The 13,498-nt window shown below is 71.7% G+C and carries 12 protein-coding genes; 3 read left to right on the top strand and 9 right to left on the bottom strand.

Features of this window, described 5'->3' with window-relative positions:
• Nucleotides 1–34: 34 nt before the first annotated feature.
• Together ORV05_RS00175 and ORV05_RS00170 are read right to left on the bottom strand one after the other, a co-directional pair.
• On the bottom strand, nt 35–1,429 hold the full coding sequence (locus ORV05_RS00175; protein WP_268756411.1) for an NAD-dependent malic enzyme: 1,395 nt from the start codon (nt 1,427–1,429) through the stop codon (nt 35–37).
• A 12-nt stretch (nt 1,430–1,441) separates the two neighbouring features.
• Complete coding sequence (locus ORV05_RS00170; RefSeq protein ID WP_268756410.1) at nt 1,442–1,627, bottom strand: hypothetical protein; 186 nt, start codon at nt 1,625–1,627, stop codon at nt 1,442–1,444.
• Between the two features lie 108 nt (nt 1,628–1,735).
• Here ORV05_RS00170 and ORV05_RS00165 point away from each other — a divergent pair, with 108 nt between their 5' ends.
• Entirely contained in the window at nt 1,736–3,967 is a 2,232-nt protein-coding gene (locus ORV05_RS00165; protein ID WP_268756409.1) for a helicase-associated domain-containing protein, read from the top strand.
• Nucleotides 3,968–4,044: 77 nt separating this feature from the next.
• On the opposite strand, the gene ORV05_RS00160 is transcribed toward ORV05_RS00165, so the two are convergent.
• The 6 genes from ORV05_RS00160 to ORV05_RS00135 form a co-directional block, all read right to left on the bottom strand.
• Entirely contained in the window at nt 4,045–4,632 is a 588-nt protein-coding gene (locus tag ORV05_RS00160; RefSeq protein ID WP_268756408.1) for a DUF742 domain-containing protein, read from the bottom strand.
• A gap of 3 nt (nt 4,633–4,635) precedes the next feature.
• On the bottom strand, nt 4,636–5,058 hold the full coding sequence (locus ORV05_RS00155; RefSeq protein WP_268756407.1) for a roadblock/LC7 domain-containing protein: 423 nt from the start codon (nt 5,056–5,058) through the stop codon (nt 4,636–4,638).
• A gap of 131 nt (nt 5,059–5,189) precedes the next feature.
• Nucleotides 5,190–5,798, bottom strand: a complete 609-nt coding sequence (locus ORV05_RS00150; protein WP_268756405.1) for a GTP-binding protein — start codon at nt 5,796–5,798, stop codon at nt 5,190–5,192.
• Nucleotides 5,779–6,585 carry a DUF742 domain-containing protein gene (locus ORV05_RS00145; protein WP_407652655.1) on the bottom strand — a complete coding sequence of 269 codons (807 nt, stop codon included), beginning with the start codon at nt 6,583–6,585 and terminating at the stop codon, nt 5,779–5,781. Before ORV05_RS00145 ends, ORV05_RS00150 begins: the two co-directional genes overlap by 20 nt.
• A gap of 25 nt (nt 6,586–6,610) precedes the next feature.
• The gene (locus tag ORV05_RS00140; protein WP_268756404.1) at nt 6,611–7,063 is read right to left on the bottom strand and encodes a roadblock/LC7 domain-containing protein; all 453 of its coding nucleotides are present in this window, start codon (nt 7,061–7,063) and stop codon (nt 6,611–6,613) included.
• A gap of 3 nt (nt 7,064–7,066) precedes the next feature.
• Complete coding sequence (locus ORV05_RS00135; protein WP_268756403.1) at nt 7,067–9,991, bottom strand: sensor histidine kinase; 2,925 nt, start codon at nt 9,989–9,991, stop codon at nt 7,067–7,069.
• A 276-nt stretch (nt 9,992–10,267) separates the two neighbouring features.
• On the opposite strand from ORV05_RS00135, the gene ORV05_RS00130 reads away from it, so the two are divergent.
• Together ORV05_RS00130 and mdlC are read left to right on the top strand one after the other, a co-directional pair.
• Complete coding sequence (locus ORV05_RS00130; RefSeq protein WP_268760057.1) at nt 10,268–11,047, top strand: ABC transporter ATP-binding protein; 780 nt, start codon at nt 10,268–10,270, stop codon at nt 11,045–11,047.
• Between the two features lies 1 nt (nt 11,048).
• A complete protein-coding gene (gene mdlC, locus ORV05_RS00125) occupies nt 11,049–12,644 on the top strand; it encodes a benzoylformate decarboxylase (RefSeq protein ID WP_268756402.1) in 1,596 nt (531 codons plus the stop codon).
• Here the strand turns inward: mdlC and ORV05_RS00120 are convergent.
• A complete protein-coding gene (locus tag ORV05_RS00120; protein ID WP_268756401.1) occupies nt 12,610–13,488 on the bottom strand; it encodes an alpha/beta fold hydrolase in 879 nt (292 codons plus the stop codon). The genes mdlC and ORV05_RS00120 overlap by 35 nt on opposite strands.
• Nucleotides 13,489–13,498 lie beyond the last annotated feature (10 nt).

Below are 13,498 nucleotides of genomic sequence, written 5' to 3'. Positions count from 1 at the left end.
GCCTGCCCGTGCCACGAGTACCGCGGAGGACCGCTCAGGCGGTGGCGGCCGCCCTGCGTGCCGCCGTCTTCACCGCTTCGGCGACGGCGGGCGCGACCGCCGAGTCGAACACGCTGGGCACGATGAACGACGCGTTGAGCCGGTCGTCGACCACGTCGGCGATCGCGTTCGCCGCCGCGAGCAGCATGTCGTCGTCGATGTTGTTCGCCTGCGCGTCGAGCAGCCCGCGGAACACACCGGGGAAGGCCAGCACGTTGTTGATCTGGTTCGGGTAGTCGCTGCGGCCGGTCGCGACCACCGCGGCGTGCTTCTGCGCCTCCAGCGGGTCGATCTCCGGATCCGGGTTGGCCAGCGCGAACACGATCGCGTCCTTGGCCATGGTGGCCACCTGCTCGGCCCCGAACAGGTTGGGCGCGGACACCCCGATGAACACGTCGGCGCCGACGAGCGCGTCGTGCAACGTGCCGGACACGTTGTCCTTGTTGGTGTTCTCGGCCAGCCAGCGCAGGTTTTCGTCCAGGTCGGGCCGGCCCTTGTGGACGATGCCGTCGATGTCGGCGGCCACGATGTCGCCGGGGTTCTTGCGCAGCAGCAGCCGCATGATCGCGGAACCGGCCGCACCGGCCCCGCTGACCACGATCTTGCAGTCCTCGATGTTCTTGCCGACCACGCGCAGGGCGTTGCGCAGCGCGGCGACCACCACAATGGCCGTGCCGTGCTGGTCGTCGTGGAACACCGGGATGTCGAGCTGCTCCCGGAGCCGCTTTTCGATCTCGAAGCAGCGCGGCGCGGCGATGTCCTCCAGGTTGATCCCGGCGTAGACCGGTGCCAGCGCCTTGACGATGCGGATGATCTCCTCGGTGTCCTGGGTGTCCAGGCACACCGGCCAGGCGTCCACGTCGGCGAACTTCTTGAACAGGGCGGCCTTGCCCTCCATCACCGGCAGGGCCGCGGCGGGGCCGATGTTGCCGAGGCCGAGCACCGCCGAGCCGTCGGTGACCACGGCCACCGTGTTGCGCTTGATGGTGAGGCGCCGGGCATCGTCCGGGTTCGCCGCGATCGCCTGGCACACGCGCGCCACCCCGGGGGTGTAGGCGCGGGACAGGTCGTCCCGGTTGCGCAACTGCACCTTCGGGGTCACCGACAGCTTGCCGCCGAGGTGCATGAGGAAGGTGCGGTCGGACACCTTGCGCACGCGCACACCCGGCAGGGAGTCGAGTTCCTTGGTGACATCGTCGACGTGGTCGGCGTTGGAGACGTTCGCCGTGATGTCGACCACGATCGAGTCGGGCTTCGACTCCACCACGTCGAAGGCGGTGAGCACGCCACCCACCCGGCCGACGGCGGTGGTGAGGTCACCCGCGCTACTCGCGGACGGCGGCGCCTCGACGCGGACGGTGATCGAATAACCCGGGCCGGGAACCGGCACTTTCGCTACCCCTTACTTGTTGATTTCGGTCTCCGGGTGCACGTAGGGCACCGACTCCAGCGGGAAGGTCATGTCGCCGTAGGGCGAAAGCGCGCCCTGGCGGTCGGCGGCGAGCTCACTCACCGGGTGCTCGCCCTCGGCGACCTTCGGCCAGGTCGGGTCGATCCGCGCGGATTTCTTGGTGTCGCCTTTGGCCACGTTGTCCTCCCTGGATTGACACGGGACTGCTCACCCGCACCCGTTCTGGCCCTCAGTCTGCCTCAACGCGACCGGTCAACCGAGGCCAGGGCGGTATCCTTGGCTGTGATGCCCGCGACCTCTCTGGCGGACTGGCTGCGCTCCGCGTCCGACGACGAGCTGGCCGCGCTGCTGCAGGCCAGGCGCGACCTGGCCACTCCGCCGCCCTCCGACAGCACCGTGCTCGCCACGCGCGCTGGTACCGCCGGGTCCACCGCACGAGCGCTGGAAGCGCTGGACACCTTCACCCTGACGGTGCTGGAGACGCTGCTCGTCGCCGACGCCGACACCGAAGCGGTTCCGGTGGACCGGATCGACGCGCTGCTCGGCACGGATCCCCGGCCCGCGCTTCAGCGGCTGCGCACCCGGGCCGTGGCCTGGGGAGCCGACGACGCGCTGCGCGTGGTGCCCGTCACCCGCGAGATTCTGGGCCCGTTCCCGGCCGGGCTCGGCACCTCGGTCCCGTCACTGGCCGAAGTGGACCTCGACAGCCTCGGCGAGGACGAGCGCGCCCTGCTCACCGCACTCGCGGCCGGCCCGCCGATCGGGCGCAGCCGCGACGCCGCCGTCGAAACCACCCTCGACACGGCCGAGACGCCGGTCCAGCGGCTGCTGGCCCGCGGCCTTCTCCTGCGCCGGGACGGTGGGACCGTCGAACTTCCCCGCGAGCTCGGCCTCGCGCTGCGTGGCGGACGCGTCGCCCCGGAGTCGGCCTGGCGGGAACCCGAACTGCCCGTCACCGGGCACGAACCGTCCACCGTGGACAGGGCCGCGGCCGGGGAGGCGGCGGAATTCCTGCGGCAGCTGGAATCCCTGCTCACACTGTGGTCCGAGCAGCCGCCACCGGTGCTGAAGGCCGGGGGCCTCGGGGTCCGCGAGCTGCGCAAGGCGGCCAAGGAACTCGAGGTCGACGACGTGCGCGCCTGCCTGCTCGCCGAGCTGGCGGCCGGGGCGGGCCTGGTGGCCGACAACCAGACCACGACCCCGGAATGGGTGCCCACGACGCTGACCGATTCCTGGCTCGCCTCCGAACCGGCCCAGCGCTGGATCCTGCTCGCGCAGGCGTGGCTGGACCTGCCGCGGCTGCCCGGGCTCGCGGGCCGGCGCGACGCGCGGGACAAGCCGATGGCGCCGCTGTCGGACGACCTGAAGCGGCCGCTGGCCCCAGCGGGCCGCCGCCGCGTGCTGGCGGCGCTGGCCGAGCTCCCCCCGGGTGCCGGAGTGCGGAGCGTGGACGATCTGGTGGCCGTCCTGGCCTGGCGCGCGCCGCGCCGCGGAGGCCGGCTGCGGGACGAAGCCGTGCGCTGGACACTGGCGGAGGCCGCCGCACTCGGGGTGACCGCGCTCGGCGCGCTCACCACCGCGAGCCGGGCCCTGCTGGACGACGATCGCACCACGGCACTGTCCTCGATGGCCGGGGCGATGCCCGAGCCGATCGAGCACGTCCTGGTGCAGGCCGACCTCACCGTGGTGGCGCCGGGCCCGCTGACCCCGGAACTCGCCGCCGAGATCAAGACCGTGGCCGACATCGAATCCGCGGGCCACGCCACCGTGTACCGCATCACGGAGGCCACCGTGCGCCGCGCGCTGGACGCCGGCCGCACCGCGGACGAGCTGCACGGACTGTTCCGCACCCACTCGGCCACGCCGGTGCCGCAGTCGCTGAGCTACCTCATCGACGACGTCGCCCGGCGGCACGGGCGGCTGCGCGGCGGCGCGGCCGCGTCGTTCCTGCGCTGCGACGACGAAGTGCTGCTGGCCGAGGTGCTGGGCAACCCGGTCGCCGCGGAATACGAACTCCGCAAGATCGCACCGACGGTGCTGGTCAGCCCGGTACCGCTGGCCGAGGTGCTCGACGGACTGCGCGCCGCGGGGTTCACCCCGGCCGCTGAGGGCCCGGACGGCAGGGTGCTGGACCTTCGCCCCGCGGGTCGTCGTGTCCCGGCGCGGCCGAAGGCGGTACGGCGGGTGCTGGCCGAACCGGCCCCGGCGACCCCGGAGCAACTGGCCCACGTGATCGCCCACCTTCGCGCGGGCGACCGCGCGGCCTCACGCCGCCGCGGCACCGAGGTGCGGCTGCCCGGCGGCGGGGGCGGTTCGGACACGGCGGCGACCATGGCGCTGCTGGCCAGGGCAAGCCGCGAGCAGCGGGAGGTCTGGATCGGGTTCGTCGACGCGCACGGCATCGCCAGCCAGCGCATCGTGACGCCCGCCCACGTCGGCGGCGGCATCCTCCGCAGCACCGAGGACGAGCATTACCCCCTCCACCGCATCACCTCCGCCGCCCTCGTGGAGGACTAGGGCCGCTGCCGTTCACAGACAGCCGTGAAGGGACCCTTCACGGCTTTCCCGGCGGCCCCCGGCACGCCGCAGGCCGGTCAGAGTGAGCGGAGGCCGTGCAGGACGCGGGCCATGAACTCCCGCGAGGAGCGGTCGCCGAAGGACAGGCCGGGCTGGTGGATCACCACGAGTTCCAGGTTGTCCATATCGCTCACCAGCACCTTCACCACGTTCAGGGGCAGGTACAGGTAGGCGGCGATCTCCGCGATCGACCGGGGCTCCGCGCACAGGTCACAGATGCGCCGGTGCTGCGCCGAGACCGCGCCCTCGTACCGGCGGCCCCGTTTGCTGGTCGAGACCAGCGCCTCCAGGGCCAGCTCGTAGTCCGGCCGGGTGCGGCCGCGGGTGTGCGCGTAGGGCCGCATCATGGTGCGCTGGCGGGGTGGGGCCTGCCGGGGCGGGGCCGCCGGGGGCGCGGAAGGCTGCGGGGACACCGCGGCAGGCGGCGGGGTGACCGGGGCGGGAGAGCGCTTCACCGACGGCAGCGAGCGCACCCGCAACAGCACCGCGGACCGGTCCAGGGTGAACCGCGCGGGCGAATCCAGTGCCTCACGGTCCGTCCCCTGGTGAAGGGCTTCCCAGGCGTCGATGTCCGGGCCCTCGGCCCGGTTCGGTAATCCACTCATCGGCTATCCGCGCACACCGCCGTGGAGCCGCCTGCGCAGCTCCGGAGTCATCTGCTGTCCGACCCGATCCACGAGCAGGGTCATCTCGTAGGCCACCGTGCCGATGTCGGAGCCGGGCGCCGCCAGCACCGCGAGGGAGGAACCGTCGCTGATGGACATCAGGAACAGGTATCCGCGCGCCATCTCCACCACGGTCTGGTTCACCGCGCCCGCCTCGAAACAGCGAGCGGCACCGACCGTGAGGCTCACCAGCCCGGAGGCCACCGCGGCCAACTGGTCCGCCCGGTCCTTCGGGAGCCCGGCGGAACCGGCGAGCAGCAGGCCGTCGGCCGAGACCACCACGGCGTGCGCCGCGCCGGGCACCCGGCGGACGAAGTCGGTGATGAGCCAGCCGAAGCCGCCCGGCTGGTCAGCCGGTGCCGTCACACCTACCTCCCCTGCCGCTCCCGTGGTGATCCAGATTATTCCATGACAGCGTATTCCTCGGCGGCGTCTTGTCGACCGCCTTTGGTCGGTGATCGTCAACTTCACCCCAACGGCCGCACGTCGCTCCGCGCTCAGCCCGGCTGAAGAGCGATGTCCCGCGAGATGGCGTGCTCGACGACCGCGACCAGCACCTGCTTGGCGGATTCCCGCTCACGCGCGTCACAGGCGATGATCGGCACCGAGGCGTCGATGGTCAGTGCGTGCCGCACGTCTTCGATCTGGTGGTGCAGCAGCCGGTCGAAGCAGTTGATCGCGATGATGTAGGGCAGCCCGCGATTCTCGAAGAAGTCGATCGAGGGGAAGGCGTCGGCAAGACGGCGGGTGTCCACCAGCACCACCGCGCCGATCGCGCCGAGCGCGAGGTCGTCCCACATGAACCAGAACCGGTGCTGGCCCGGCGTGCCGAACACGTACAGCACGACGTCGGAGTCCAGCGAGATCCGGCCGAAGTCCATGGCCACCGTGGTGGTGACCTTGTCCGGGGTGGCGCTGACGTCGTCGACGGACAGGCTCGCCTCGGTCATCTGCGCTTCCGTGGTCAGCGGGTCGATCTCGGACACCGCGGTGACCAGGGTTGTCTTGCCCACACCGAATCCACCGGCGACCACGATCTTGGCCGACTGGGTCGGTCCGCTGGCCGCCGGCAAGTTCGCGTCGGAGTCAAATTCTCCGAAGCCCACTGAGCACCCTCTCCATGAATTCGATACTGGGACGATCGCCGACCGCGGTGGCCGCGCCGTGCACGAGCACGAGCCCGAGACCGGCGATGTCACCGATCAGCACTCGCACCACGCCGAGGGGCAATCTTAGGTAGGCGGCCACTTCCGCCACCGAGCGAGTGTCCAGACACAGGCCGCAGATCGACCGGTGCTCGGGCACGGTGAGGCGATTCAGCTCCCGGCCGCGCTCACTGGTGGAGATCAGCGCTTCGATGGCAAGGTCGTACTTCGGCTTCGTCCGCCCTCCGGTGCGGAAGTACGGCCGGACCAGACCCGAGGTCTCGGCGGCGGTGGGCGGTGGCACCGGGGGCATGGGGGGCGCCGGGGGCACCGGCGGAAGACTGGGCTGGCTCGGGTAACTGGGATGCCCGTCGGTCCAGACACCCGCACCGCGCCGCGAGGACGGGCCGGGGGCCGGTGCCATCGCCCGGTACCCGGAATCCGGCCCCGCACCACCGGGAGGCCCGCCCCCGAACAGTTCGGAGGCCGGTCCGGACAGCAGCCGGTCACCGAAGTCGGTCACCCCGTATTCGGGCACGTCGTATCCGTCCTCGGAAGCCGGCTGCCCGGCCGGACCCCCGTCCTCGACGGGAACCGCGACCGCACGGCGCCTGCGCCATTCACGGTCGCCCCGCACCCGGAACTTGCTCCAGTCCCGGGCCTGCCCGCCGCCCGGCAGGGCCGGGTCCGGGCCGGAAGCCGTCCCCGTCCGGTCCCCGTTGAAGTCCTTCGATCGCCCCGCGTCCACTCCCAGTCCCTCCGTGCCCGGCGCGTCACGCGCGCGCGGCTCCCTGCAACTGGGCCCGCAATTCGGGTGTCAGCTGCTGCCCGACCCGGTCCACCAGCAAAGTCATCTCGTACACCACCAGGCCGATGTCGCTGTCCGGCGAGCCCAGCACCGCCAGGCAGGAACCGTCCGAAACGGACATCAGGAAGAGAAAACCGTTGGCCATCTCGACCACGGTCTGCGCGACCGGACCGCCTTCGAAGACTTTAGCGGCACCGCGCGCCAGGCTGGTCAGCCCGGAGGCCACCGCGGACAACTGGTCCGCCCGGTCCTTGGGCAGTCCTCGGGACGAAGCCAGCATCAGGCCGTCCGCCGACACCACCACGGCGTGCGCCGCACCGGGAACACGCTGCACGAAGTCCGTGATGAGCCAGGCGAAACCGTTCGGACCGCTGGTGGATTTCGAGCCGCCCGGCTGAATGGAACCCGCCCGCGTCACTGGTCACTCCTCACTGCCGTACTCGGGCGGAGACTGCTCCCCGCCGCTGACCGAAACGCTCTGTTCGCCCGCTGCGCCCCGGTTTCCCTCCAGGGCGTGGCGGCCGGACGTGTAACCCCGCTGGAAGCTCGCCATCCGGTCACGGGCGGCGGTGGCGGATCGCGAGACCGCGCTGGGGCCAGGAAGTCCCAGCGTCTCGTCGACGAACGACCCGCTGCCGCTCGGGCTCACCGATCCCGGCACCAGATAGGCGTTGGGCACCCGCTTGGGCAGGCCCGCCGTGGTGATTTCCTCGTGCTTGGGCTCCAGCAGGGCCTGCGCGGCCTGCCAGCCCACGTCCGCGACACCTTGCCAGTCGTCTTCGGTGTCCGCTCGTGACTCTTGGAGCCCGAACGGCTCAGCCGGCTCGTCGAGCTGTCCCGTCATCGGATTTTCGGACCCCTCCCCAAGGATGTCCTGCTCGTCGGTCTCCGCCGGGGTGTCGCCGCTGCTGCCGGTGTCGCCGCTGCTGCCGCTGTCGCCGGTGGTGCCGTCTTCGCTGAACCAGCGGGACACCACCGACTGGTAGATCGGCAGGCGCCTGGTCGGCAGGTCGTCGTCGAGCTCGGCGCTTTCCCCGATGGCGGGTGCGGGCGGTTCCACCTGCGGTTCCGGTGGGATGTAACGCGGTTCGCGCCGGGGCATCTCCAGCGGCCTGACGGCCGTCGGCTCTTCGGTCGCCGAGTGCCGGTCGAGTGGCAGGCTGCCGCTGGTGGACCCCTGGCTCAGGTACGCGGCGTTCGGCGAACCCGCGACCAGGTCGTCCAGGCTGATCGGCTGGGCCAGCGGGGTCAGCTCCGCCGACAACTGCTCGGCGGCCGCCGACACCGGGCGCGGCCGCTGGGCGGGCACGGCGGCGATTTCGGGCAGCGAGGTCTCCGCCGGGGTCGGCGGGGACGGCGCTTCCACGGTCACCGGGCCCAGCAGCTCGGCGGGCACCACGACCCGGGCGATCACGCCACCCTCGATGTCCTCGTTCTCCCGCAGGCGCACCTCGATGCCGTGGCGCTGGGCGAGCCGCGCGACCACGTACAGACCCATCCGCCGGGTCACGGACACGTCCAGTTCGGGCGGGTCGGCCAGCCGCCGGTTGATTTCGGCGATCTGCTCCTCCGACATGCCGACCCCGCGGTCGGTGATCTGGATGGCCAGCGCCTTCCGCCGGGTGACCACCGCCCGCACGCTCACCTTGGTTTCGGGTTCGGAGAAATAGGCCGCGTTGTCGAGCAGTTCGGCCAGCAGGTGCACGAGGTCGTGCACGGTCAGCCCGCGCACCGCGACCTCCGGGATGACGCCCACCTCGACCCGCGCGTACTGCTCGATCTCGGACACCGCGGCGCCGATCACGTCCGCGGCCGAGACGGGCTTGGGCACGGACTTGGCCAGGCCCGCGCCGGAAAGCACCAGCAGGCTTTCGCCGTTGCGGCGCAGGCGCGTCGCGAGGTGGTCGAGTTCGAACAGGCTCGCGAGGTGGTCGGGGTCCTGCTCGTCGGCCTCCAGCCGGTCGATCACGCCGAGCTGGCGCTCCACCAGCCGCTGCGAACGGCGCGAGAGGTTGACGAAGATGCCGTTGACGTTCTCCCGCAGCAGTGCCTGCTCCGCCGCCATCTTGATGGCCTGCTCGTGCACGGCGTCGAACGAGCGCGCGAGTTCGCCGATCTCTTCGCGGGTGGTGATGGGCACCGGTTCGACCGCGTTCGCCGAGGCGGCCACCGGATCCGAGTCCTCGAGGATCTTGGTGACCGTCTGCGGGAGCCGGTGGTAGGCGATTTCCAGCGCACTGGTCCGCAGCACCCGCAGCGGTTTCAGCATCATCCGCACGACCAGGACGGTCAGCACGAGCGCGACGATGATCGCAAACAGCACGGTGCCGCTGTCGCGCCACGCCGCGGCGGTCGCGGCGCTGCCCAGTTCGTCCGTCCTCGCCCGCAGCCTGCTGAGCAGCGTGGTTTCGATGCCGCGAAGCTTGGTGAGCGTGGTGGCGCTGTCGCTGGCCAGTTCGGCGCGGTTGATCCCGATCGGCGTGCCGTTGGCCGCTCGCGCGAACGCGGTGGCGGCGAGGCGCTCCCGGCCGTCCACTTCGGGCCCGCTGACCGTGTCGGTGTAGAGCTGGATCTGGTCCGGGCTTGCCTCGGATTGGAACAGCGCGAGTGCCGCCGCGCCGCTGAACTGCGCCGAGCGCGCCTGGTCGAGCAGGACGCCGGAGAACTCGTTGCGCAGCGCGGCGATGCTCAACGCGGCGTCCTCGCGCGCCGTGGATTCCTTGACCTCACTGATCGCCTGCAGGCTGCCCGCCTGGTGCAGCAGGTCCGGGTCGGTCATCGCGGAGGTCATCTCGCGCCCCAACTGGACCAGCGATTCCAGCACCGACGAGTAGGCGGTGAACGCGGCCTGTTCGGTGTAGGGCGGCGTGTTGACCGAGGTGCGCAGCGGGGGAAGCGCTTGCAGCCTGGCCAGGCCGCGGTCGTAACGCACCTTGCTGGACGAGTCACCCAGTTGAAGTTTCGCCGCCGCGTCGCGCAAGGCCGAAACGGCGGTATCGGACTGCTGGATCTGCGCGTTGAGCGCGGTCTGCAGGTCGACGTCGCCCGGATTGATGATCTTGGAAACCGCGAGCATCCGCTCGTGCTGCACCTGGTGCACCACATCGGTGACCTTGATCGCGAGATCGACCTGCGCGGTGGTCTGCGCGAACTGGTCGGCGGCGCGCATCTCGTCCACCGTGCGAAGCCCGCCGAGCACCAGTGCGGTGGTCGTGGGAATGGCCAGTACCAGAGCGAACTTGGACCGCAGTTTCCAGTTTCGCAGGCTGAGCCGTGACCCGGTCGAGCGCGCGGAAGTCTGCTGCTCAGGCGCCCCGGCTACGCCCGGCGTGTCTTCATTCGGCACCGCTGTACCACCGTCAATCCCACCAGCATTCGGGCCAACCTCGTGTGCAGATGCAGAGGGTAGCGAAGAGGCGGTGAAGATGTAACCCTTCCTGGGCAAAGGCAAGAAAGGCGGTTGCCAAATAGGACACTGACCTGACCGATTCGGACTAGTTTGATCGCCACCCGACACTCTCTGTAATTTCCGCGCTGCCCCACTCGCGGGTCGAGTGATCTTTATCACCCACTCCTGGCGCAGTGGAAGCCGTGAAGACGAGGAGGCAAACCCGTGCCCGCCATGCTCGAGGTGAAGGGGCTCCGTCACCGTTTCGGCACCGGTCCCGGTGCCCACACCGCCGTGGAAGACCTGTCGTTCACCGTCGAGGCGGGCGAACTCGCCTGCCTCGTGGGCCCCTCCGGCTGCGGCAAGTCGACCCTGCTCCGCTGCGTGGCCGGCCTGATCAGGCCTACCGGCGGCTCGATCCGGTTGCACGGCACCGAAGTCGACGGGGTGCCGCCCGAGCTGGCCGTGGTGTTCCAGGACTACGGCCGCTCCCTGTTCCCCTGGCTGACCGTGGCGGGCAACGTCGAATTCCCCCTCCGCTCGGCAGGTCTGGACCGCCGTGAACGGGCTTCGCGGGCCCGGCAGGCACTGGACTGGGTCGGCCTTGCCGACGCGCACCGCAGGTTTCCGTGGCAGCTGTCCGGCGGCATGCAACAGCGGGTGGCGATCGCGCGGGCACTGGCCAGCAGGCCCGCCCTGCTGCTGATGGACGAGCCGTTCGCGTCGGTGGACGCGCAGACCCGGTTCGAACTGGAGGACCTGCTGCGGCGGGTACGGCGCGAGCAGGACACCACCATCCTGCTCGTCACCCACGACATCGACGAAAGCGTGTACCTCGGCGACCGCGTGCTCGTGCTTTCGAGCTCGCCAGCCTCGATCGTCGCCGACCTCGCCGTGGATCTGCCCGCCGAACGCGACCAGATCACCACCCGCGAATCGGCCGAGTTCGTCGCCCTGCGCGGCGAAGTGGCCCGGCTGCTGCGGCACCGCGCGGTCGTCGGCGAGGCGAGCTGACATGGCCGTCACCACGGTGCGGGACGCGGTCCGCGCGCTGATGCGCGAATGGGGGCTCACCACCGTCTTCGGCAATCCCGGTAGCACCGAACTCGGCTTCCTGACCGGCTGGCCGGACGAGTTCCGGTACGTGCTCGGCCTCCAGGAGTCCACCGTGGTGGCCATGGCTGACGCCTACGCGCAGCTCACCGGCGAGGCGGCCGTGGTCAGTCTGCACTCCGCGGGCGGGCTCGGGCACGGTCTCGGCAGTCTGGTCACCGCCTTCCACAACCGCGCACCGCTCGTCGTGCTGGCCGGGCAGCAGGCCCGCGAACTGCTGCCCGGCGACCCGTTCCTCGGCGCGCTCGACGCGGCGGAGTTCCCCCGGCCGTACGTGAAATGGAGCAACCAGCCCGCCCGCGCCGAGGACGTGCCCGCCGCGTTCGCCCGTGCCTACCGGATGGCCACCCAGCCGCCCCGCGGACCCGTCTTCCTGTCCGTGCCCGCCGACGACTGGGACCGGCCCGCGGCGCTCCTCCCCACGCCGCCCCGGGTACCGGGTTTCGCCGCCGACGACGAGGCGCTGGCCGGGCTGGTGGCCGCGCTCGCCGCGAGCCGGCGCCCCGCACTGGTGGTCGGCGCCCCCGTGGATGCCGACGACGCGGTGCCGGACGCCGTCGCACTGGCGGAGCGGCTCCGGGCCGCGGTGTGGGCGGCCCCCTTCTCGGGCCGCAGCTCGTTCCCCGAGGACCACGCGCTGTTCGCCGGTTTCCTCGCGCCGAACCGGGCCGCGGTCGCCACCGCGCTGGCCCCGTACGACCTCGTCGTCGTGCTCGGCGCCCCGGCCTTCACCTACCACGTGGTCAGCGACGAGGGCCCCGCGCTGCCTCCGCTGCACGTGGTGAGCGACGATCCGCAGGTACTCGCCAGAACCACCGCCCCAGGAGTGCTGACCACGCTCCGCGCCGCGATCCGGCGGCTCACCGGACTCGTGCCCGAGGCCACCCGCCCGGCCCCTGAACCGCAAACACGCGCCCCGCGACTCCCCGAACCGGCGGAAGGGCTTTCCGGGGCGTTCGTCTACCAGACCCTCGCGGATCTGCTGCCCGAGAACGCGCTCGTGGTGGAGGAGGCGCCGACGCACCGGCAGGACATGCAGCGGCACCTGCCGATCAGGGCGCACGGGCGCGGTTACCTCACCATGGCCAGCGGGGTGCTCGGCTACGGACTGCCCGCCGCGGTGGGAGCCGCGCTCGCCGAACCGTCGCGCCGCGTCGCCGCCGTCCTGGGGGACGGCAGCAGCATGTACGGAATCCAGGCGCTGTGGACCGCGGTGAGGGAGCGAGCGGCCGTCACGTTCGTCGTTCTCGACAACGGCGAATACGCCGCGGTGCGGCGGCATGCGAGGCGAGGCGGCGCGGAGAAGGTGCCCGGGACCGAGCTCGGCGATCTCGACTTCGCGGCACTCGCGCAGGGCATGGGGGTGACCGGGCGGCACGTACGGACGGCGCCGCAACTCCGTGACGCGCTGCGCACCGCGCTGGCCGGGGACACGCCCACCGTCCTCCACGTCCACCTGGCCGTCACCGGGAGAGAAAACGCAGCAGGCGGGCGTTGACGCGCTCCGCGCACTGGCCCGAGATCGCGTGTGTCGCCTCGGGCCACAGTTCGGCCTCCACACCGGGCACCAGCGCGCGGGCCCGGGCGAGGGCCCGCACCGGGTCGTGCACCACGCTCCGGCCCGCGAGGAGCACCAGGGTGGGCATCGAAACCGCGCGCAGACGGCGAGCCGGGCACGGCCGCGGTGCGGGCAGCGCGAACCGGTAGTGCTGCAGCCCCGCGCTGATCAGCCGCCCCGCCGGATCACCGGCCACCGCATCGCCGCCCCGGCCGTCCACCCAGGTCAGGAAGCGGGGGCGGGCCCAGCTGGACACCAGCGGCATCCCGACCGGGAGTGCCCGCAGGATCATCCCCGGCGGTACCGGCGCGAACGTGGCGACCGGGTCGATCAGGCCGAGGGATGCCACGTTGTCCGGTGCGCGCAGCGCGAGTTCGACCGCGAGCCGTCCCCCGAGCGAGACCCCCACCAGATGCGGCCGGTCGAGCCCGAGCCCGGAAAGCGCTTCCGCCAGCCACGCCGCCTGATCGGCGGCGGTGCGGATCGGCGCGGTCTGCTCGCTGCGCCCGGGTTCCCCGAGCAGGTCGAGGGTGTGGACGCGGTACCGCGCGGCGAGCGCCGCCACCTGGGGCCGGAACATCACGCTCGTCCCGGCGCGCCCCGGCAGGAGCACCACCGGCGCACCGGTGTCGCCGAAGCGGTAGGCCCGGACCACGCCGAACGCGGTCGGCACGTCGTGCACGGCCGCCGGTTCGGGCAGTGTGCGCAGCGCCTCGCCGTAGACCGCGTCGTACCAGGCGCGGTGCCGCGGCGAACGGAACCCGCCGATCCTTCCCGATGCCATCCTCGCCACA

Origin of the sequence: Amycolatopsis cynarae (genome assembly GCF_026802195.1) — a bacterium.
GTDB classification, from domain to species: domain Bacteria; phylum Actinomycetota; class Actinomycetes; order Mycobacteriales; family Pseudonocardiaceae; genus Amycolatopsis_E; species Amycolatopsis_E rhizosphaerae.
The sequence above is the reverse complement of the archived record's forward strand: the minus strand, read 5'-3'. Positions and strand labels throughout refer to the sequence as shown.